Source organism: Pseudomonas arvensis (assembly GCF_056688935.1).
On record NZ_CP162038.1, the window covers coordinates 1,396,939 to 1,416,991 of the forward strand.

Sequence of the window (20,053 nt, forward strand, 5' to 3'; positions counted from 1 at the left end):
ATGCGGAGAAATTAGATGAGTGCGCTTTACATGATTGTCGGCACCCTGGTTGCTCTGGGTGTGCTGGTCACCTTCCACGAATTCGGCCACTTCTGGGTGGCGCGTCGTTGCGGCGTCAAGGTACTGCGTTTTTCCGTCGGTTTCGGCATGCCGCTGGTTCGCTGGCACGACCGTCATGGTACGGAGTTCGTGATTGCGGCCATCCCGTTGGGTGGCTACGTCAAGATGCTCGATGAGCGCGAAGGCGAAGTGCCGGCTGACCAATTGGATCAATCCTTCAATCGCAAGACCGTTCGTCAGCGTATCGCTATCGTTGCTGCTGGCCCGATCGCCAACTTCCTGTTGGCAATGTTCTTCTTCTGGGTCTTGGCCATGCTCGGCAGCGAGCAGGTGCGTCCAGTCATCGGCGCGGTCGAGGCAGACAGTATTGCGGCCAAGGCAGGTCTGGTTGCCGGCCAGGAAATTGTTTCTATAGATGGCGAGCCGACCACCGGGTGGGGCGCGGTCAATCTGCAACTGGTGCGCCGCTTGGGTGAAAGCGGCACCGTCAATGTCGTGGTGCGTGAGCAGGATTCCAATGCTGAAACCCCGCGTTCGTTGGCCTTGGACCAGTGGCTCAAAGGCGCTGATGAGCCTGATCCGATCAAATCCCTGGGTATCCGTCCGTGGCGTCCTGCGCTGCCTCCGGTGCTTGCCGAGCTGGATCCGAAGGGCCCGGCCCAGGCCGCAGGCCTGAAAACCGGCGATCGCCTGCTGGCCCTCGATGGCCAGGCGCTGGGGGAATGGCAACAAGTGGTCGATCTGGTGCGTGTACGCCCTGATACCAAAATTGTGCTGAAAGTTGAGCGCGATGGTGCTCAAATCGACGTCCCCGTGACCCTGGCGGTACGTGGCGAAGCCAAGGCGGCCGGGGGTTACCTGGGTGCTGGCGTCAAGAGCCCCGAGTGGCCGCCATCGATGGTGCGTGAGGTCAGTTTCGGGCCGTTGGCGGCAATTGGCGAGGGTGCAAAACGCACCTGGACCATGAGTGTGCTGACCCTCGAATCCCTCAAGAAAATGTTGTTCGGCGAGCTCTCGGTAAAAAACTTGAGTGGACCGATAACCATTGCTAAAGTGGCGGGCGCTTCTGCCCAGTCGGGTGTCGCGGATTTCCTGAATTTCCTGGCTTATCTGAGTATTAGCCTGGGTGTTCTGAATTTGCTGCCCATTCCTGTATTGGATGGGGGGCATCTGTTGTTTTATCTGGTCGAGTGGGTGCGTGGTCGCCCCTTGTCGGATCGGGTGCAGGGTTGGGGGATACAGATCGGTATCAGTTTGGTGGTCGGGGTGATGTTGTTAGCCCTTGTCAACGATCTGGGTCGACTGTAACGCTTCGCTGAATTGCGAATCTGCCGCATTTTGCGGCAGTTTGTTTATTGCCAGTTGGAATAAGAAAGGACTTCATGAAACGTCTGCTGCTAACTGCGGTTCTCACCGTATTGATGATCGCCGAAGTTCACGCCGAGTCCTTCACCATCTCCGATATTCGCGTCAACGGCCTCCAGCGGGTTTCCGCGGGTAGCGTCTTTGGTGCGTTACCGTTGAACGTCGGTGAACAGGCTGATGACCGTCGCCTGGTGGAATCCACTCGTGCGCTGTTCAAAACCGGTTTCTTTCAAGACATCCAACTGGGGCGCGAAGGTAACGTCCTGGTCATCACTGTTGTCGAGCGACCTTCCGTCGCCAGTATCGAGATCGAGGGCAACAAGGCGATCTCTACTGAAGACCTCATGAAGGGCCTCAAGCAATCCGGCCTGGCCGAGGGCGAGATCTTCCAGCGTGCCACCCTTGAAGGTGTACGTAACGAACTGCAGCGTCAGTACGTTGCCCAGGGTCGCTACTCCGCGACCGTGGAAACGGAAGTGGTCCCGCAGCCTCGTAACCGTGTCGGCCTGAAGGTCAATATCAACGAAGGCACCGTGGCGGCCATTCAGCACATCAACGTGGTGGGCAACACCAAGTTTGCTGATGAAGACCTGATCGACCTGTTCGAGCTCAAGACCACCAACTGGCTGTCGTTCTTCAAGAACGATGACAAGTACGCCCGTGAGAAACTCTCCGGTGACCTGGAGCGTCTGCGTTCGTACTACCTGGACCGTGGCTATATCAATATGGATATCGCTTCGACCCAGGTGTCCATCACCCCGGACAAGAAGCACGTCTACATCACCGTCAACGTCAACGAAGGCGAGAAATACAAGGTTCGTGACGTCAAGCTGAGCGGCGACTTGAAAGTGCCTGAAGACCAGGTCAAGGCCCTGCTGCTGGTTCAGAAAGACCAAGTGTTCTCGCGCAAGCTGATGACCACCACGTCCGAACTGATCACCCGTCGCCTGGGTAACGAAGGCTATACCTTCGCCAACGTCAACGGCGTACCGACCCCGCACGATGATGACCACACTGTGGACATCACCTTCGTGGTTGACCCAGGCAAGCGTGCCTACGTGAACCGCATCAACTTCCGTGGCAACACCAAGTCTGCGGACGAAGTGCTGCGCCGTGAAATGCGCCAGATGGAAGGTGGCTGGGCGTCGACGTACCTGATCGACCAGTCCAAGACCCGTCTTGAACGCCTGGGCTTCTTCAAGGAAGTCAACGTCGAAACCCCGGCTGTACCGGGCGTGGATGACCAGGTTGACGTGAATTACGCCGTAGAGGAACAAGCGTCGGGTTCCATCACCGCCAGCGTCGGTTTTGCGCAGAGCGCGGGCCTGATCCTGGGTGGGTCCATCACCCAGAACAACTTCCTCGGTACCGGTAATCGTGTCTCCATCGGCCTGACCCGCAGCGAATACCAGAGCCGCTATAACTTCGGTTATACCGACCCCTACTGGACTGCTGACGGTGTGAGCCTGGGCTACAACGCCTTCTACCGCACCACCGACTACAAAGACCTCGATGTTGACGTTGCAAGCTATGCGATCGACAGCCTCGGCGCGGGTGTCAACGTTGGCTACCCGATCAGCGAAACCTCGCGTCTGACCTTCGGCCTGACCGCGCAGCAGGATGAGATCAAGACCGGTGTCTACACCGTGGACGAAATCTTCGACTTCACCCGTCGTGAAGGTGACAAGTTCCTGAACTTCAAGGCGTCTGCCGGCTGGTCCGAGTCGACCCTGAACAAAGGTGTACTGGCGACCCGTGGTCACTCCCAGAGCCTGACCTTGGAAACCACCACGCCGGGCAGCGACCTGTCGTTCTTCAAACTCGACTACCGTGGCCAGTTGTTCCAGCCGCTGAGCGATAACTACACCATGCGCCTGCACACTGAGCTGGGTTATGGCGATGGTTATGGTTCGACCAACGGCTTGCCGTTCTATGAGAACTACTACGCCGGTGGTTTTAACTCGGTACGTGGCTTCAAGGACAGCACCTTGGGCCCGCGTGGTACGCCGAGCCGTGGTGCAGGTGTGACCGGTAACTCGGGCACTGTCGTCGACTCGGACGATGACCCGCTGCCATTCGGTGGTAACGTGTTGATCCAGGGTGGTGCGGAAATTCTGTTCCCGCTGCCGTTCGTCAAAGATCAGCGATCCCTGCGTACTTCGGTCTTCTGGGACGTGGGTAACGTGTTCGACTCCAAGTGTGAGCAGATCACCAACCCAAGCGGCGTGAAGTCCAAGACTCAATGCAACGACGTGAGCCTCAGCAACCTGGCGAGCTCCGTGGGTGTAGGCGTGACATGGGTGACTGCGCTTGGCCCGTTGAGCTTTGCTCTGGCCATGCCGATCAAGAAACCGGATAACGCTGAAACCCAGATTTTCCAATTCTCCCTCGGCCAGACGTTCTAAGCGTCTGACCCAAGATAACGACAACGGATTCTGTAGGAGTACATCGTGCGTAAGTTGACTCAATTGGTTCTGCTGGCCACCGTGCTGGTAACCACCCCGGCCTTCGCCGAAATGAAAATCGCCGTCCTGAACTATCAGATGGCATTGCTGGAGTCCGACGCGGCCAAGAAATACGCCGTGGATGCCGAGAAGAAATTCGGTCCGCAACTGACCAAGCTCAAGACACTGGAAAGCAGCGCCAAGGGCATCCAGGATCGTCTGGTAGCCGGTGGCGATAAAATGCAGCAAGGCGAGCGCGAGCGCCTGGAGCTTGAATTCAAGCAAAAGGCCCGCGACTACCAGTTCCAATCCAAGGAACTGAACGAAGCCAAGGCTGTTGCCGACCGTGAAATGCTCAAGCAGCTCAAGCCGAAACTCGACAGCGCTGTGGAAGAAGTCATCAAGAAAGGTGCCTTTGACCTGGTGTTCGAGCGTGGCGCAGTGATCGACGTCAAGCCTCAATACGACATCACCCGTCAGGTGATCGAGCGCATGAATCAGCTGAAGTAAGCCATGACCGCGACTATCAAGCTCGGCGAGTTGGCCGAGTTCCTGGGGGCCACCTTGCGTGGCTCCCAGGAGAAGGAAATCACTGGGCTAGCCACCTTGCAGGAGGCTGGCCCAGCTCAGTTGAGCTTCCTCGCAAACCCTCAATACCGTAAATACCTCGTCGACAGCCAAGCCGCAGCCGTATTGCTCAAGGCTGCTGACGCCGAAGGGTTTGCCGGGGATGCGCTGGTGGTAGCTGATCCGTACCTGGCTTATGCGCAGGTGTCGCACCTGTTCGATCCGAAACCCAAGGCAGCCAGCGGTATTCACCCGTCGGCGGTGATCGCCGATGATGCCCAGGTTGATCCTGGTGCGAGCATTGGCGCCTTTGCGGTGATCGAGAGTGGTGCGCGCATTGCGGCCGGTGTAACCGTTGGTGCGCATTGCTTTATTGGTGCGCGCTGTGAAATCGGTGCCGATGGCTGGCTGGCACCGCGCGTGACCCTGTACCACGATGTGCGTATCGGTGAGCGTGTGGTCATTCAGTCAGGTGCTGTGATCGGCGGGGAGGGCTTCGGTTTTGCCAACTCCAAAGGTATCTGGAACAAGATTGCCCAGGTCGGCGGCGTTTTGATCGGCGACGACGTGGAAATCGGTGTCAACACAGCTGTCGATCGCGGGGCCTTGGCCGATACCGTGATCGGCAACGGTGTGAAGCTCGACAACCAGATCCAGATTGCCCACAACGTGCAGATTGGCGATCACACCGCCATGGCGGCGTGCGTGGGGATTTCCGGCAGCACCAGGATCGGTAAGCATTGCATGCTTGCCGGTGGCGTCGGGCTGGTGGGGCATATCGATATTTGCGACAACGTTTTCATCACCGGCATGACCATGGTGACCCACTCGATTACCGAGCCTGGGGCCTATTCATCCGGTACCGCCATGCAGCCTGCGGCTGAATGGCGCAAGAGTGCAGCACGGTTGAGGCAGCTCGACGACATGGCTCGACGTCTCAAACAGCTGGAAAAGCGTGTTGGGGACGTGACCCCTGGCGGTAATGCTTCATCAGAAGGCTGATACCATTTCCATATCAAGTGTGCACAGCCGCTAGACTTGCCTCCTTGATTTGCTAGCGGGGCGTGCGTTTAGTCGCCCGCCCCCAATCTTTATTACAGGCTTCCCCCCGAAATGATGGACATCAACGAGATTCGCGAATACCTGCCTCACCGTTACCCGTTCCTGCTGGTGGACCGCGTAGTGGACCTCAATGTTGAGGAAAAGCGCATTCGTGCCTACAAGAATGTCAGCATCAACGAACCGTTCTTCAATGGTCACTTTCCCGCGCATCCCATCATGCCGGGCGTGTTGATCATCGAAGCGATGGCCCAGGCTGCCGGTATCCTTGGTTTCAAAATGCTTGACCTCAAGCCTGCCGACGGCACGCTTTACTATTTCGTGGGCTCCGACAAGTTGCGTTTCCGCAATCCGGTCACCCCGGGTGACCAGTTGATCCTGGAAGCCAAGTTCATCAGCTGCAAGCGCCAGATCTGGAAGTTCGAATGCCAGGCCTCGGTGGACGGCAAGCCGGTGTGCTCTGCCGAGATCATCTGTGCGGAACGCAAACTATGAGTTTGATTGACCCTCGCGCAATCATCGATCCGTCGGCCGTTCTGGCCGCCGACGTTGAGGTCGGCCCTTGGTCGATCATCGGCGCAGGTGTGGAAATCGGCGAGGGGACTGTCATCGGGCCGCACGTGATCCTCAAAGGTCCGACCCGCATTGGCAAACACAATCGCATCTACCAGTTTTCCTCGGTAGGCGAAGACACCCCGGACATGAAGTACAAGGGTGAAGAGACACGCTTGGTAATCGGTGATCACAACATCATCCGTGAAGGCGTGACCATTCACCGTGGCACCGTGCAGGATCGTGCCGAGACCACTCTGGGTGATCACAACCTGGTCATGGCTTATGCCCATATCGGCCACGACAGCGTGATCGGCAACCACTGCATCCTGGTCAACAACACGGCGTTGGCTGGCCATGTGCACGTTGACGATTGGGCGATCTTGTCTGGTTTCACCCTGGTGCATCAGTATTGCCATATCGGCGCCCACAGTTTTTCTGGCATGGGCACCGCCATTGGCAAGGATGTCCCTGCGTTTGTCACGGTGTTCGGCAACCCCGCCGAAGCCCGCAGCATGAACTTCGAAGGCATGCGCCGTCGTGGCTTCAGCGAAGAGGCCATCCATGCCCTGCGCCGTGCCTACAAGGTGGTTTACCGCCAGGGGCTGACGGTTGACCAGGCGTTGGCCCAACTGACCGAGCCGGCAGCGTTGTTCCCGGAAGTCGCGGTGTTCCGTGATTCGATCCAGGCATCGACCCGCGGCATCACCCGCTGATCATGGCCAATCTGCGTATTGCGCTGGTGGCCGGAGAAGCTTCCGGCGATATTCTGGGCGCAGGTCTTATGCGGGCCCTCAAGGCCCAGCATCCGGCGGTGGAGTTAATTGGCGTCGGTGGTCCGCTGATGCAGGCTGAAGGCCTTGTGTCCTACTTTCCCATGGAGCGCCTGTCGGTCATGGGGTTGGTGGAAGTGCTGGGTCGCCTGCGTGAGCTGTTGGCGCGCCGCAAGCTGCTGATTCAGACCCTGATCGAAGAAAAGCCCGACGTCTTCATCGGAATCGACGCGCCGGACTTCACCCTCAATATCGAACTCAAGTTGCGTCAGGCCGGGATCAAGACCGTGCATTACGTCAGCCCCTCCGTGTGGGCATGGCGACAGAAACGTGTGCTGAAGATCCGTGAAGGCTGTGACCTGATGTTGACCCTGCTGCCGTTCGAGGCCAGGTTCTACGAAGAACAGGGCGTGCCGGTGCGGTTTGTCGGGCATACCCTGGCGGACGACATCCCGTTACAGGCGGACCGTGCAGCGGCCCGCGCGCAGTTGGGCTTGCCCGATGGCCCGCTTGTCGCGTTGATGCCGGGCAGTCGGGGTGGCGAAGTCGGCCGGCTGGCCAGCGTGTTCTTCGATGCCGCCGAACGCCTGCAAGCCTTGAAGCCGGGTGTGCGTTTCGTACTGCCCTGTGCCAGCCCGCAGCGCCGTGCGCAGATCGAAACGCTGCTGGAAGGTCGCAACCTGCCGTTGACCCTGCTCGATGGCCAATCGCACCTGGCCCTGGCGGCCTGCGATGCGGTGCTGATTGCCTCAGGCACGGCCACCCTGGAAGCCTTGCTCTACAAGCGTCCGATGGTCGTGGCGTATCGCCTGGCGGCGCTGACCTTCTGGATTCTCAAGCGCATGGTCAAAAGTCCCTACATTTCTTTGCCCAACTTGCTGGCCCAACGCCTGTTGGTGCCGGAGTTGTTGCAGGACGATGCAAAACCCGAGGCCTTGGCACAGACACTGCTGCCATTGATCGATGGCGGCGAAGAACAGACTCGAGGGTTTGATGAGATTCATCGCACCCTGCGCCGTGACGCATCGAACCAGGCGGCGGATGCCGTATTGACCTTGATCGGCCACAAACAGGAAGCTTTATGAGTACGCAAATGGGCCTGGATTTCAGCCTCGTTGCCCAAGCCGACGAACTGGTGGCCGGTGTTGACGAAGTAGGGCGCGGCCCCCTGTGCGGCGCTGTGGTCACGGCAGCGGTGATTCTTGACCCGAACCGTCCGATCCTCGGCCTGAATGATTCGAAGAAGCTCACCGAAGCGCGCCGCGAAAAGCTCTACGACGAGATCTGTGAGAAAGCCCTGAGCTGGCATATTGCCCGGGCCGAAGTCGAGGAAATCGACGAGTTGAACATCCTTCACGCCACCATGCTCGCCATGCAGCGTGCCGTCGAAGGCCTGCACATCACGCCCAAGCTCGCGATGATCGACGGCAACCGCTGCCCTAAACTGGCGATGGCGGCCGAGGCGGTGGTCAAGGGTGACAGCAAGGTCCCGGCCATCGCCGCGGCTTCGATCCTGGCCAAGGTCAGCCGTGACCGGGAAATGGCGGCGTTCGAGTTGATCTACCCTGGCTACGGCATCGGTGGGCATAAGGGCTATCCGACGCCCGTTCATCTGGAAGCCCTGGCCCGGCTCGGTCCCACGCCGATCCACCGCCGCTCGTTTGCCCCGGTACGCCTGGCTTACGAGGCGCGGGAGAGTCTCAGCGAGGTGTAGTCGCGAGGCTGATGTTTTTGCCAAGGCCCGGTACAATCCGGGCCTTGTTGTTTCCACGTATAAGACAGGATCACTATGCCGGCTTCATTCGTTCACCTGCGCCTGCACACTGAGTACTCCCTGGTCGACGGCCTGGTACGGATCAAACCCCTGGTCAAAACCCTGGTGGGCATGAACATGCCAGCGGTGGCGGTGACCGATCAGAACAACATGTGTTCCCTGGTCAAGTTCTACAAGAACGCGATGGGCGCCGGCATCAAGCCCATCTGCGGCGCCGACCTGTGGTTGTCCAATAAAGATCCGGATAACGCGCTGAGCCGCATCAGCCTGCTGGCGATGAACGGCGTCGGTTATCGCAACCTCACGGAACTGATCTCCCGCGGCTTTATCGATGGCCAGCGCAACGGTTCGATCATTATCGAACGTGAATGGGTCGCCGAGGCCAGCGAAGGCCTGATCATGCTGTCGGCCGCTAAAGAGGGTGAGATTGGTCTTGCGCTGCTGGGCGGCAACCCCCAGGAAGCCGAAGTGCTGGCCAAGGAGTGGATGCAGGTCTTTCCCGACCGTTTCTACCTGGAAGTGCAGCGCACCAATCGCCCCAATGATGAAGAGCACCTGCACGCCGCGGTAGCCCTGGCCGATAAGCTGGGCGCGCCACTGGTTGCTACCAACGATGTGCGCTTTATCAAGAAGGAAGATTTCGAAGCCCACGAAACTCGGGTATGTATCGGCGAAGGCCGGGCCCTGGATGACCCGCGTCGCTCGAAAAACTACAGCGAAGAGCAATACCTCAAAAGCGCCGACGAGATGGCCGAGCTGTTCAGCGACCTGCCCGAGGCCCTGGAAAACTCCGTCGAGATTGCCAAGCGCTGCAACATTGAAGTGAAGCTGGGCAAGCACTTCCTGCCCAACTTTCCGATCCCCGATGGCATGACCATCGATGAGTATTTCCGCAAGGTGTCGTTCGATGGCCTGGAAGAGCGGCTCACCGTGCTGCTGCCCAAGGACACCACCGAGGACTATGAAGCCAAGCGCCAGGTGTATGTCGACCGGCTCAATTTCGAGCTGGATATCATCATCCAGATGGGGTTCCCCGGTTACTTCCTGATCGTAATGGACTTTATCCAGTGGGCTAAAAGCAACGGCGTGCCCGTCGGCCCTGGCCGTGGGTCGGGCGCCGGCTCGCTGGTGGCCTATGTACAGAAGATCACCGACCTCGACCCCCTGGAATATGACCTGCTGTTCGAACGGTTCCTCAACCCGGAACGGGTTTCCATGCCCGACTTCAACGTCGACTTCTGCATGGACGGTCGCGACCGTGTGATCGAATACGTGGCCGAGAAATATGGCCGCAATGCCGTCAGCCAGATCATTACCTTCGGTTCCATGGCCGCCAAAGCGGTTATCCGCGACGTGGCGCGAGTGCAGGGCAAGTCCTACGGCCTGGCCGACCGCCTGTCGAAGATGATCCCGTTCGAAGTCGGCATGACCCTGGAAAAGGCCTACGAGCAGGAAGAAATTCTGCGTGACTTCATCAAGATCGATGAAGAAGCCGCTGAAATCTGGGACATGGCCCGCAAGCTCGAAGGCGTGGTGCGTAACGTTGGTAAACACGCGGGTGGCGTGGTAATTGCGCCGACCAAGCTCACTGACTTTTCGCCGATCTATTGCGACGAAGAGGGCGGCGGCCTGGTGACCCAGTTCGACAAGGACGACGTGGAGGCGGCTGGCCTGGTGAAGTTCGACTTCCTCGGCCTGCGGACGCTGACCATCATCGACTGGGCGCTCAAGACCATCAACCGCGAGCGCGCCAAGGTCGACGAAGAGCCGCTGGATATTGCGTTCATCCCACTGGACGACAAGCCGACGTACCAGTTGCTGCAAAAAGCTGAAACGACCGCAGTGTTCCAGCTTGAGTCGCGGGGCATGAAAGAGCTGATCAAAAAGCTCAAGCCCGACTGCCTGGAAGACTTGATCGCACTGGTGGCCCTGTTCCGTCCGGGCCCACTGCAATCGGGCATGGTTGACGACTTCATCAACCGTAAGCACGGCCGCGCCGAATTGGCGTACCCGCACTCCGACTATCAGTACGAAGGCCTCAAGCCCGTACTGGCGCCGACCTACGGCATCATCCTGTACCAGGAACAGGTGATGCAGATCGCCCAGGTCATGGCGGGCTACACCCTCGGCGGCGCGGACATGCTGCGTCGAGCCATGGGTAAAAAGAAACCCGAGGAAATGGCCAAGCAGCGCGGCGGTTTCATTGAAGGTTGCGCCACCAACAATATCGATGCCGATCTGGCCGGTAACATTTTCGACCTGGTGGAAAAATTCGCCGGTTATGGCTTCAACAAATCCCACTCCGCCGCCTACGGCCTGGTGTCGTACCAGACCGCGTGGCTGAAAGCCCACTACCCGGCGCCGTTCATGGCGGCGGTACTCTCGGCGGATATGCACAACACCGACAAGGTCGTGACCTTGATCGAGGAAGTGCGCACCATGAAGCTGCGCCTCGATGCACCGGACGTGAACGCCTCGGAGTTCAAGTTCACGGTGAACGACGAAGGCCGCATCATTTACGGCCTGGGCGCGATCAAGGGCGTGGGCGAAGGCCCGGTGGAGGCGATCACCGAAGCGCGTCAGGACGGGCCGTTCAAGGACCTGTTCGACTTCTGCGCAAGGGTTGACCTCAAGCGTATCAACAAGCGAACCCTTGATGGCTTGATCCGCAGCGGCGCGCTGGACCGTCTTGGCCCGTACTTCCACGACGAGCCGAAAGCCTACCAGGCGAATATCGACCGCAACCGCGCGGTGCTGCTGACCGCCATGGAGGAAGCGATCAAGGCTGCCGAACAGACTGCCCGCACCCATGACAGCGGCCATGCCGACCTGTTTGGCGGGTTGTTCGTCGAAGAAGACGCGGACGTGTACGGCAACCACCGCAAGGCCAAGGAATTGACCCTCAAGGAACGTCTCAAGGGTGAAAAAGACACCTTGGGCCTTTACCTCACCGGTCACCCGATTGACGAATACGAAGGCGAGATCCGCCGTTTCGCCCGCCAGCGCATCATCGACCTGAAACCGGCGCGGGACACCCAAACCGTCGCGGGCATGATCATCGCCCTGCGGGTGATGAAAAATAAGAAGGGCGACAAGATGGGTTTCATCACCCTCGACGACCGTTCGGGGCGCATCGAGGCGTCGCTGTTTGCCGACGCCTTCCATTCGGCGCAATCGCTGCTGCAGACCGATGCCATGGTGGTGGTGGAGGGGGAGGTCAGCAACGATGACTTCTCCGGTGGCCTGCGCCTGCGTATCAAGCGGGTAATGAGCATGGAAGATGCACGTACCAACCTGGCTGAAAGCCTGCGTTTGAAGGTCAAGACCGAGGCGCTCAAGGGCGATCAGCTACGCTGGTTGGGCGACCTGCTCAAGCGCCACCGTGGCGCATGCCCGGTGACCATGGAGTACACCGGCAATGACGCCAAGGCCATGTTGCAGTTCGGCGAGACCTGGCGAATTGATCCTGCTGATGGCTTGATTCAAGCTTTGCGTGACCAGTTCGGCCGAGACAACGTCTTCCTCCAATACCGCTGACGGTCAGCACGTCTGACCTCGGCTGAACATTTAATCTCGACCTGAACGCGCCTCTCCCTTAAGGTAGGGCGCGAACAGACAACCGGCTGGCCAGGCACGCCCTGGCCGTCGACCCAAGACGGACGCTTATGAACCCGAATTTTCTTGATTTCGAACAGCCGATCGCTGACCTGCAAGCCAAGATCGAAGAGCTGCGCCTGGTCGGCAATGACAATTCGCTGAATATCGGCGATGAGATCGCCCGCCTGCAAGACAAGAGCAGCACCCTTACCGAAGACATCTTCGGCAAGCTGACCAGTTGGCAGATCGCGCGCCTGGCCCGCCACCCGCGCCGTCCATACACCCTGGACTACATTCAGCACATCTTCACCGAGTTCGACGAGCTGCATGGCGACCGCCACTTCTCCGACGACGCGGCCATCGTGGGCGGTATCGCTCGCCTGGACGACCAGCCGGTGATGGTGATCGGTCACCAGAAAGGCCGTGAAGTGCGCGAGAAAGTCCGCCGCAACTTTGGCATGCCGCGTCCGGAAGGCTACCGCAAGGCATGCCGCCTGATGGAAATGGCCGAGCGTTTCAAAATGCCGATCCTGACCTTCATTGACACGCCGGGTGCCTACCCAGGTATCGACGCTGAAGAGCGCAACCAGAGCGAAGCGATTGCCTGGAACCTGCGTGTCATGTCCCGCCTGAAGACCCCGATCATCGCCACCGTGATTGGTGAAGGTGGTTCCGGCGGTGCACTGGCCATTGGCGTGTGCGACCAACTGAACATGTTGCAATATTCGACCTACGCGGTGATCTCCCCCGAAGGTTGTGCCTCGATCCTGTGGAAAACCGCGGAAAAGGCGCCGGACGCTGCTGAAGCCATGGGCATCACCGCCGATCGCCTCAAAGGCCTTGGCATCGTGGACAAAGTGATCGCCGAGCCACTGGGCGGCGCCCACCGCGACCCGGCCGCTGCCGCTGCGACCATCCGTGCCGAGTTGGGCTCGCAACTGGCGATGCTCAAGAAGCTGGATAACGAAGCACTGCTGGCCCGTCGTTACGAGCGCCTGATGAGCTACGGTCTCTAAAGTCGCAGCAAGACCAAGTGTGGGAGGGGGCTTGCCCCGATAGCTGGGTGTCAGTCAACCAATCGGGTGGCTGACCCACTGTTATCGGGGGCAAACCCCCTCCCACATTTGCTTTGTGTATGCTGGGTTATCGCATTACAGATCGATGGCGGTACTTTCCATGAAGCCCTGCTTAACCGCCAGACTACGGCACGCCTTGGCCCCCTGGCGCAACGCCCCCGCCTTGCATGTCGCTTTCTCCGGCGGTCTTGATTCCACTGTCCTGCTCCACCTCCTCGCCAACACCGAACACCTCCCGCCGCTCAGCGCCGTTCATGTCCACCATGGCCTGCAGGCTGCTGCTGATGCCTGGCCAAGTCATTGCCAGTCAGTTTGTGACAGCCTGGGCGTGCCCTTGCGCGTCATGCACGTACAGGTCCAGCCAGGCGCGAGTCTTGAGCGTGCCGCCCGTGAGGCGCGTTACCAGGCGTTGGCCGAGGTGGTCGGGGCAGGGGAGGTCTTGCTCACGGGCCAGCATCGCGACGATCAGGCTGAGACTCTGCTGTTTCGCCTCTTGCGCGGGGCCGGGGTGCGCGGGTTGGCGGCGATACCGGTGCAGCGTCCATTGGCGGGGGGGCATCTGCTGCGCCCGTTGCTGGATGTCTCCCGTGCGGAACTGGAGGCTTACGCCCACGAGCATCAATTGGAGTGGATCGAGGATCCATCCAATGCTGATCCACGGTTCTCCCGTAATTACCTGCGCCACCGAGTGTTCCCTGTCCTCACGGAACGCTGGCCCCAGGCTGTCTCAAGCCTGGCCCGTACCGCCGAGCACCTGAGCGACGCGCAGGGACTGCTTGATGAGCTGGCCCGTATGGACTTGCAGTTCGCGGATCGACCTTCGCCGTTGCCCTGGCTTCAGTTGCCATCCCTGGATTTGGCAGCACTGCGCAAGCTTTCCGATGCCCGCCAGCGCAACGCCCTGCGTCACTGGCTGGCTCCGCTCACCCGGTTGCCCGACAGTGATCACTGGGCCAGTTGGTATTCCTTACGTGATGCCAAGGCCGACGCACAGCCGCTATGGCGCTTGGCTGACGGCGAGTTGCACCGCTGTGGCGAGCGCATCTGGTGGTTGCCTGCGATCTGGTCGGAATTTTCCGACGCAACGGTGAGCTGGCCCGATCTGCAAAACCCACTAGAGTTACCCGGCAATGGCCTGCTGAGCATTATCGGCGAGGCGCCCGAAGGCCCGCTGGAGGTGCGTTATCGCCAGGGCGGTGAAATCGTCGAGGTGCCCGGCCGAGGTCGGCGTGACTTGAAGCGCCTGCTTAACGAAAGTGGCGTGCCGGGTTTCGTCCGTGGCAGATTGCCGCTGCTGTATCGGGGCGAGCAATTGCTGGGCGTGCCCAGCCTCATTGGGCATTGGGCGGCACCCAGTCGAGGCTGGCAATTACATTGGATGCCACAGACCTGCGATCAAGGTTTGAGCTGATAGCGCCTTTCCGGTAGACTACGCTCCCTTCTTGATACAACTTCTGTGGATTCGCCTGAATCGCAGCAGTTGCCGATTACCAAGCAGTCTTTGCTGGGCGATTCCAAAAAATGTGTAGCGATCAACGTACTGGCAGTTTCACTGCTGGTCTGTCACAACGCGGCGGTTTTTTTGAAAGGTGCACTGTGATTAATGCAGGTGATCGGGGGCTTCGGCCTCTCTTCGCTTTCCCCGGCGGCTCGGACCGCTTTAACGCAGACTTCTAGGGTTTTTCATGACGCGCTACATATTCGTCACGGGCGGTGTTGTTTCTTCATTGGGGAAAGGCATTGCCTCCGCTTCATTGGCGGCCATCCTGGAGGCGCGGGGGCTTAAAGTCACCATGCTCAAGCTGGACCCGTACATCAACGTCGACCCGGGCACCATGAGCCCGTTCCAGCACGGTGAAGTGTTCGTCACACACGACGGCGCCGAGACTGACCTGGACCTGGGCCACTACGAGCGGTTCATCCGCACGACCATGACCCAGAACAACAACTTCACCACCGGCCGTGTCTACGAGCACGTGCTGCGCAAGGAGCGCCGTGGTGACTACTTGGGTGCAACCATCCAGGTGATCCCGCACATCACCGACGAAATCAAGCGCCGCATCATCAAGGGTGCAGGCGATGCCGACGTGGCGATGGTCGAGATCGGTGGCACCGTGGGTGACATCGAATCCCAACCGTTCCTCGAAGCCATCCGCCAGTTGCGTTTCGAAGTCGGCGCCAAGCGCGCGATGCTGATGCACCTGACCTTGGTGCCTTACATCGCCACCGCCGGCGAAACCAAGACCAAGCCAACCCAGCACTCGGTCAAGGAACTGCGTTCCATCGGCCTGCAGCCGGACGTGCTGGTGTGCCGTTCCGATCACCCGATCGATATTTCCTCGCGTCGCAAGATCGCGCAGTTCACCAACGTCGAAGAACGTGCGGTGATTGCCCTGGAAGACGCCGACACCATCTACAAGATCCCGGGCATCCTGCACTCGCAAGGCCTGGACGATTTTGTGGTCGAGCGTTTCGGCCTGCAGTGCAATGGCGCGGACCTGTCCGAATGGGAAGCCGTGGTCGACGCCAAGCTCAATCCCGAGCATGAAGTCACCATCGCCATGGTCGGCAAGTACATGGAGCTGCTGGATGCGTACAAATCGCTGATCGAAGCGATGAGCCACGCCGGTATCAGCAACCGTACCAAGGTCAACCTGCGCTACATCGACTCCGAAGACATCGAGAACCAGGGCACTGCGCTGCTCGAAGGTGTTGACGCAATTCTCGTTCCCGGCGGTTTCGGCCTGCGTGGCGTGGAAGGCAAGATCACCGCCGTGCAGTACGCTCGTGAGAACAAGGTGCCGTACCTGGGTATCTGCCTGGGTATGCAAGTGGCCGTTATCGAGTTCGCCCGTAACGTGCTGGGCTGGAAAGACGCCAACTCCACCGAGTTCGACAGCAAGAGCGGTCACCCGGTCGTGGGCCTGATCACCGAGTGGGAAGACGCCACTGGCGCTGTTGAAACCCGCACCGAAAGCTCCGACCTGGGCGGCACCATGCGCCTTGGCGCGCAGGATTGCCTGCTGGAGCCGGGCTCGCTGGTTCACGATTGCTACGGCAAGGACGTGATCGTCGAGCGTCACCGTCACCGCTACGAGGTGAACAACAACCTGCTGCCGCAGATCAAGGAAGCCGGCCTGAAAATCTCCGGTCGCTCCGGTGATGGCGCGCTGGTTGAAGTGGTCGAGGCACCGGATCATCCATGGTTCGTCGCTTGCCAGTTCCACCCAGAGTTCACCTCGACTCCACGCGACGGTCACCCGTTGTTCAGCGGTTTCGTCAAAGCTGCACTGACGCAACATCAGAAGAAGGCGTAAACCTGATGGCCCAGAAGATCATTCGCGTAGGCGACATCGAGATTGCCAACGACAAGCCCATGGTGCTGTTCGGCGGCATGAACGTGCTGGAAAGCCGTGACATGGCGATGCAGGTCTGTGAAGAGTACGTAAAGGTTACCCAGAAACTGGGTATCCCTTACGTGTTCAAGGCCAGCTTCGACAAGGCCAACCGTTCGTCCGTGACCTCCTATCGCGGCCCAGGCCTCGAAGAAGGCATGCGGATCTTCCAGGACATCAAGCAAGCCTTCGGTGTGCCGATCATCACCGACGTCCACGAGCCTGAACAGGCCGCCGTGGTCGCCGAAGTATGCGACATCATCCAGTTGCCGGCCTTCCTGTCGCGCCAGACCGATCTGGTCGTCGCGATGGCCAAGACCGGCGCAGTGATCAATATCAAGAAAGCCCAGTTCCTCGCGCCCCAGGAGATGAAACACATCCTGAACAAGTGCGTGGAAGCGGGTAACGACCAGTTGATCCTCTGCGAGCGCGGTTCGAGCTTCGGCTACAACAACCTCGTGGTGGACATGCTCGGTTTCGGCATCATGAAACAGTTCGAATACCCGGTGTTCTTCGACGTGACCCACGCGCTGCAAATGCCCGGTGGTCGCGCCGACTCCGCCGGTGGGCGTCGTGCCCAGGTACTGGACCTGGCCAAGGCCGGCATCAGCCAGTCCCTGGCTGGCCTGTTCCTGGAAGCCCACCCGGATCCGGACAACGCCAAATGCGACGGTCCATGTGCCTTGCGCCTGGACAAGCTGGAGCCATTCCTGGCCCAGCTCAAGCAGTTGGACGAACTGGTCAAGAGTTTTCCGACGGTAGAGACCGCGTAAGCGTCGTTTCTCCGGTAGACTTTCCCACGTTTTCTGTTCAGGCCCTCGGGCCTGAGCCTTGCCGCCTGCAAGCCTGCCCCGTTGTTCCACCCTTGCGGTCGGTCAAAAGTTTCCCTTCAGCTGCGTCGTTTTCGTCAACTTTGGAGTGTTTACAACAATGGCAAAAATCGTCGACATCAAAGGTCGTGAAGTTCTCGACTCCCGTGGCAACCCCACCGTCGAAGCCGACGTGCTTCTCGATAACGGCATCATCGGCAGCGCCTGCGCGCCGTCCGGTGCTTCCACCGGTTCGCGCGAAGCGCTGGAACTGCGTGATGGCGACAAGAGCCGTTACCTGGGCAAGGGTGTACTCAAGGCTGTAGCCAACATCAACGGCCCGATCCGTGACCTGTTGCTGGGCAAGGATCCGCTGGACCAGAAAGCCCTGGACCACGCGATGATCAAGCTCGACGGCACCGAAAACAAAGGTAGCCTGGGCGCCAACGCCATCCTCGCCGTGTCCCTGGCCGCTGCCAAGGCTGCTGCTCAGGACCAGGACCTGCCGCTGTACGCTCACATCGCCAACCTGAACGGTACGCCGGGTGTCTATTCGATGCCGGTGCCGATGATGAACATCATCAACGGTGGCGAGCACGCTGATAACAACGTCGACATCCAGGAATTCATGGTGCAGCCGGTTGGCGCCAAGACCTTCTCCGAAGGCCTGCGCATGGGCACCGAGATCTTCCATCACCTGAAAGCTGTCCTGAAGGCCCGTGGCCTGAGCACTGCCGTAGGCGACGAAGGTGGTTTCGCACCCAACCTGGCGTCCAACGAAGATGCACTGAAAGTGATCTCCGAAGCCGTGGCCAACGCTGGCTACACGCTCGGCACCGACGTGACCCTGGCCCTGGACTGCGCCGCCAGCGAATTCTATGAAGACGGCAAATACAACCTGTCCGGCGAAGGCCAGGTGTTCAACTCCGAAGGTTTTGCTGAGTACCTGAAGGGCCTGACCCAGCGCTATCCGATCATCTCGATCGAAGACGGCCTGGACGAGTCCGATTGGGACGGCTGGAAAATCCTCACCGACAAGATCGGCGAGAAAGTCCAATTGGTCGGCGACGACCTGTTCGTGACCAACACCAAGATCCTGAAGGAAGGCATCGATAAAAAGATCGCCAACTCGATCCTGATCAAGTTCAACCAGATCGGCACCCTGACCGAAACCCTGGAAGCCATCCAGATGGCCAAGGCTGCGGGCTACACCGCCGTAATCTCCCATCGCTCCGGCGAAACCGAAGATTCGACCATTGCCGACCTGGCCGTGGGTACCTCGGCGGGCCAGATCAAGACCGGTTCCCTGTGCCGTTCCGATCGCGTTTCCAAGTACAACCAATTGCTGCGTATCGAAGAGCAACTGGCGGGCAAAGCCAAGTACAACGGTCGCGGTGAGTTTCGCGGCTGATCTGTAAATGCTAAAAAGTCGGCGGATTGCGTCGGAAAGTTCACGAAAGTGAACATTTCGACGCTAATCTGATGGCTATCAAGCACAAGCCTGGTTCTTCCAGGCTTCGTGCTATCAGTTGCTTCAAAAGTTAGGCATGGCTGTCTTTTTTCACTGGATACCCGATATTCGATGCGCAGTCCCAATTGGTTGTTCCTCGTCTTGCTCTTGTTGCTGGCTGGCCTGCAGTACCGCCTGTGGGTGGGTAATGGCAGCTTTGCGCAGGTAAAAGACCTGACTGAGCAAATTGCGGCACAGCACGCCGAAAACGAGATCTTGCTGGAGCGCAACCGCGTCCTGGATGCTGAAGTGCTTGAGCTGAAAAAAGGCACGGAGACCGTTGAAGAGCGGGCTCGTCATGAACTGGGCATGGTCAAGGAGGGCGAAACCCTCTACCAGTTGGCCCAATGAGTAACAGTTTGCCGGCCTTCTGGGCCGTGATTCCTGCCGCGGGCGTCGGTGCCCGTATGGCTGCGGACCGTCCCAAGCAATATTTGCAACTGGGCGGGCGCACTATTCTTGAACACAGCCTTGGCTGTTTTCTCGACCACCCCGCGCTCAAGGGCCTGGTGGTCAGTCTTGCTTGTGATGACCCCTATTGGCCAAATCTGGCATGTGCCGCTGACCCGCGTATCCAGCGTGCGGACGGTGGCGCCGAGCGCTCGGGTTCTGTGCTTAACGCGTTGCTGCAGCTCAATGCCCTGGGCGCCAGCGATGAGGATTGGGTGCTGGTGCATGATGCTGCCCGGCCTAATCTGAGTCGTGAGGACCTCGACAATTTATTGAGCGAACTGGCTGACGATCCCGTCGGCGGCCTTTTGGCTGTGCCGGCGCGCGATACCCTGAAGCGTGCCGACAAGCAGGGTCGGGTGGTGGAAACCGTGGATCGCAGTCTCATCTGGCAAGCCTACACGCCGCAGATGTTTCGCCTCGGCGCCTTGCACCGCGCATTGGCTGACAGCCTGGTGGCCGATGCGCTTATCACCGACGAAGCCTCCGCCATGGAGTGGTCCGGTCAGGCGCCGCGCCTGATAGAAGGGCGTACGGACAATATCAAGGTGACCCGGCCGGAGGATCTTGAGTGGTTGCGGTTGCGGTGGGCGAATCGGCGGTAATCAGCGGAACCGCTATA

The 20,053-nt window shown here is 59.4% G+C and carries 16 protein-coding genes; all 16 read left to right on the forward strand.

The genetic code is table 11. The annotated features are described in order from the left end of the window. Positions 1 to 15: 15 nt before the first annotated feature. A complete protein-coding gene (gene rseP, locus AB3G88_RS06360) occupies positions 16 to 1,368 on the forward strand; it encodes a sigma E protease regulator RseP (protein WP_099583353.1) in 1,353 nt (450 codons plus the stop codon). A gap of 74 nt (positions 1,369 to 1,442) precedes the next feature. Further along, entirely contained in the window at positions 1,443 to 3,830 is a 2,388-nt protein-coding gene (gene bamA / locus AB3G88_RS06365) for an outer membrane protein assembly factor BamA (protein WP_099583352.1), read from the forward strand. A gap of 45 nt (positions 3,831 to 3,875) precedes the next feature. Further along, complete coding sequence (locus tag AB3G88_RS06370; RefSeq protein WP_003172279.1) at positions 3,876 to 4,379, forward strand: OmpH/Skp family outer membrane protein; 504 nt, start codon at positions 3,876 to 3,878, stop codon at positions 4,377 to 4,379. A 3-nt stretch (positions 4,380 to 4,382) separates the two neighbouring features. After that, on the forward strand, positions 4,383 to 5,438 hold the full coding sequence (gene lpxD, locus AB3G88_RS06375) for a UDP-3-O-(3-hydroxymyristoyl)glucosamine N-acyltransferase (RefSeq protein WP_112193868.1): 1,056 nt from the start codon (positions 4,383 to 4,385) through the stop codon (positions 5,436 to 5,438). A 111-nt stretch (positions 5,439 to 5,549) separates the two neighbouring features. Beyond that, positions 5,550 to 5,990: a 3-hydroxyacyl-ACP dehydratase FabZ gene (gene fabZ, locus AB3G88_RS06380; RefSeq protein ID WP_003172281.1), complete on the forward strand. Its 441-nt coding sequence runs from the start codon at positions 5,550 to 5,552 to the stop codon at positions 5,988 to 5,990. Beyond that, positions 5,987 to 6,763, forward strand: coding sequence for an acyl-ACP--UDP-N-acetylglucosamine O-acyltransferase (lpxA, locus tag AB3G88_RS06385; RefSeq protein WP_099583350.1), 777 nt, complete (start codon positions 5,987 to 5,989; stop codon positions 6,761 to 6,763). The genes fabZ and lpxA overlap by 4 nt, the downstream gene beginning before the upstream one ends. Positions 6,764 to 6,765: 2 nt before the next feature. Continuing rightward, entirely contained in the window at positions 6,766 to 7,905 is a 1,140-nt protein-coding gene (gene lpxB / locus AB3G88_RS06390) for a lipid-A-disaccharide synthase (protein WP_480453495.1), read from the forward strand. After that, entirely contained in the window at positions 7,902 to 8,534 is a 633-nt protein-coding gene (gene rnhB / locus AB3G88_RS06395; RefSeq protein ID WP_099583348.1) for a ribonuclease HII, read from the forward strand. The genes lpxB and rnhB overlap by 4 nt, the downstream gene beginning before the upstream one ends. A 75-nt stretch (positions 8,535 to 8,609) precedes the next feature. Next, positions 8,610 to 12,131, forward strand: a complete 3,522-nt coding sequence (gene dnaE / locus AB3G88_RS06400) for a DNA polymerase III subunit alpha (protein ID WP_480453496.1) — start codon at positions 8,610 to 8,612, stop codon at positions 12,129 to 12,131. 128 nt (positions 12,132 to 12,259) lie between these two features. Further along, on the forward strand, positions 12,260 to 13,207 hold the full coding sequence (locus AB3G88_RS06405; RefSeq protein ID WP_003172288.1) for an acetyl-CoA carboxylase carboxyltransferase subunit alpha: 948 nt from the start codon (positions 12,260 to 12,262) through the stop codon (positions 13,205 to 13,207). Positions 13,208 to 13,367: 160 nt separating this feature from the next. After that, the gene (gene tilS, locus AB3G88_RS06410; protein ID WP_480453497.1) at positions 13,368 to 14,678 is read left to right on the forward strand and encodes a tRNA lysidine(34) synthetase TilS; all 1,311 of its coding nucleotides are present in this window, start codon (positions 13,368 to 13,370) and stop codon (positions 14,676 to 14,678) included. Between the two features lie 274 nt (positions 14,679 to 14,952). Continuing rightward, positions 14,953 to 16,584: a CTP synthase gene (locus tag AB3G88_RS06415; RefSeq protein ID WP_032891641.1), complete on the forward strand. Its 1,632-nt coding sequence runs from the start codon at positions 14,953 to 14,955 to the stop codon at positions 16,582 to 16,584. 5 nt (positions 16,585 to 16,589) lie between these two features. After that, positions 16,590 to 17,435, forward strand: a complete 846-nt coding sequence (gene kdsA, locus AB3G88_RS06420; protein ID WP_010563535.1) for a 3-deoxy-8-phosphooctulonate synthase — start codon at positions 16,590 to 16,592, stop codon at positions 17,433 to 17,435. Positions 17,436 to 17,592: 157 nt separating this feature from the next. Continuing rightward, positions 17,593 to 18,882 carry a phosphopyruvate hydratase gene (gene eno / locus AB3G88_RS06425; RefSeq protein ID WP_053137218.1) on the forward strand — a complete coding sequence of 430 codons (1,290 nt, stop codon included), beginning with the start codon at positions 17,593 to 17,595 and terminating at the stop codon, positions 18,880 to 18,882. 171 nt (positions 18,883 to 19,053) lie between these two features. Next, positions 19,054 to 19,332 (forward strand): cell division protein FtsB, encoded by a 279-nt coding sequence (gene ftsB, locus AB3G88_RS06430; protein ID WP_003231201.1) that lies wholly within the window; start codon positions 19,054 to 19,056, stop codon positions 19,330 to 19,332. Then, positions 19,329 to 20,036, forward strand: a complete 708-nt coding sequence (gene ispD / locus AB3G88_RS06435; RefSeq protein ID WP_400525413.1) for a 2-C-methyl-D-erythritol 4-phosphate cytidylyltransferase — start codon at positions 19,329 to 19,331, stop codon at positions 20,034 to 20,036. Before ftsB ends, ispD begins: the two co-directional genes overlap by 4 nt. Positions 20,037 to 20,053 lie beyond the last annotated feature (17 nt).

Coding starts and splice junctions, on each gene's coding strand:
- dnaE (WP_480453496.1), top strand. CDS start 8,610: ATGCCGGCTTCATTCGTTCACCTGCGCCTGCACACTGAGTACTCCCTG.
- ispD (WP_400525413.1), top strand. CDS start 19,329: ATGAGTAACAGTTTGCCGGCCTTCTGGGCCGTGATTCCTGCCGCGGGC.
- AB3G88_RS06405 (WP_003172288.1), top strand. CDS start 12,260: ATGAACCCGAATTTTCTTGATTTCGAACAGCCGATCGCTGACCTGCAA.
- rnhB (WP_099583348.1), top strand. CDS start 7,902: ATGAGTACGCAAATGGGCCTGGATTTCAGCCTCGTTGCCCAAGCCGAC.
- AB3G88_RS06415 (WP_032891641.1), top strand. CDS start 14,953: ATGACGCGCTACATATTCGTCACGGGCGGTGTTGTTTCTTCATTGGGG.
- lpxB (WP_480453495.1), top strand. CDS start 6,766: ATGGCCAATCTGCGTATTGCGCTGGTGGCCGGAGAAGCTTCCGGCGAT.
- tilS (WP_480453497.1), top strand. CDS start 13,368: ATGAAGCCCTGCTTAACCGCCAGACTACGGCACGCCTTGGCCCCCTGG.
- lpxA (WP_099583350.1), top strand. CDS start 5,987: ATGAGTTTGATTGACCCTCGCGCAATCATCGATCCGTCGGCCGTTCTG.
- ftsB (WP_003231201.1), top strand. CDS start 19,054: ATGCGCAGTCCCAATTGGTTGTTCCTCGTCTTGCTCTTGTTGCTGGCT.
- fabZ (WP_003172281.1), top strand. CDS start 5,550: ATGATGGACATCAACGAGATTCGCGAATACCTGCCTCACCGTTACCCG.
- rseP (WP_099583353.1), top strand. CDS start 16: ATGAGTGCGCTTTACATGATTGTCGGCACCCTGGTTGCTCTGGGTGTG.
- bamA (WP_099583352.1), top strand. CDS start 1,443: ATGAAACGTCTGCTGCTAACTGCGGTTCTCACCGTATTGATGATCGCC.
- kdsA (WP_010563535.1), top strand. CDS start 16,590: ATGGCCCAGAAGATCATTCGCGTAGGCGACATCGAGATTGCCAACGAC.
- lpxD (WP_112193868.1), top strand. CDS start 4,383: ATGACCGCGACTATCAAGCTCGGCGAGTTGGCCGAGTTCCTGGGGGCC.
- eno (WP_053137218.1), top strand. CDS start 17,593: ATGGCAAAAATCGTCGACATCAAAGGTCGTGAAGTTCTCGACTCCCGT.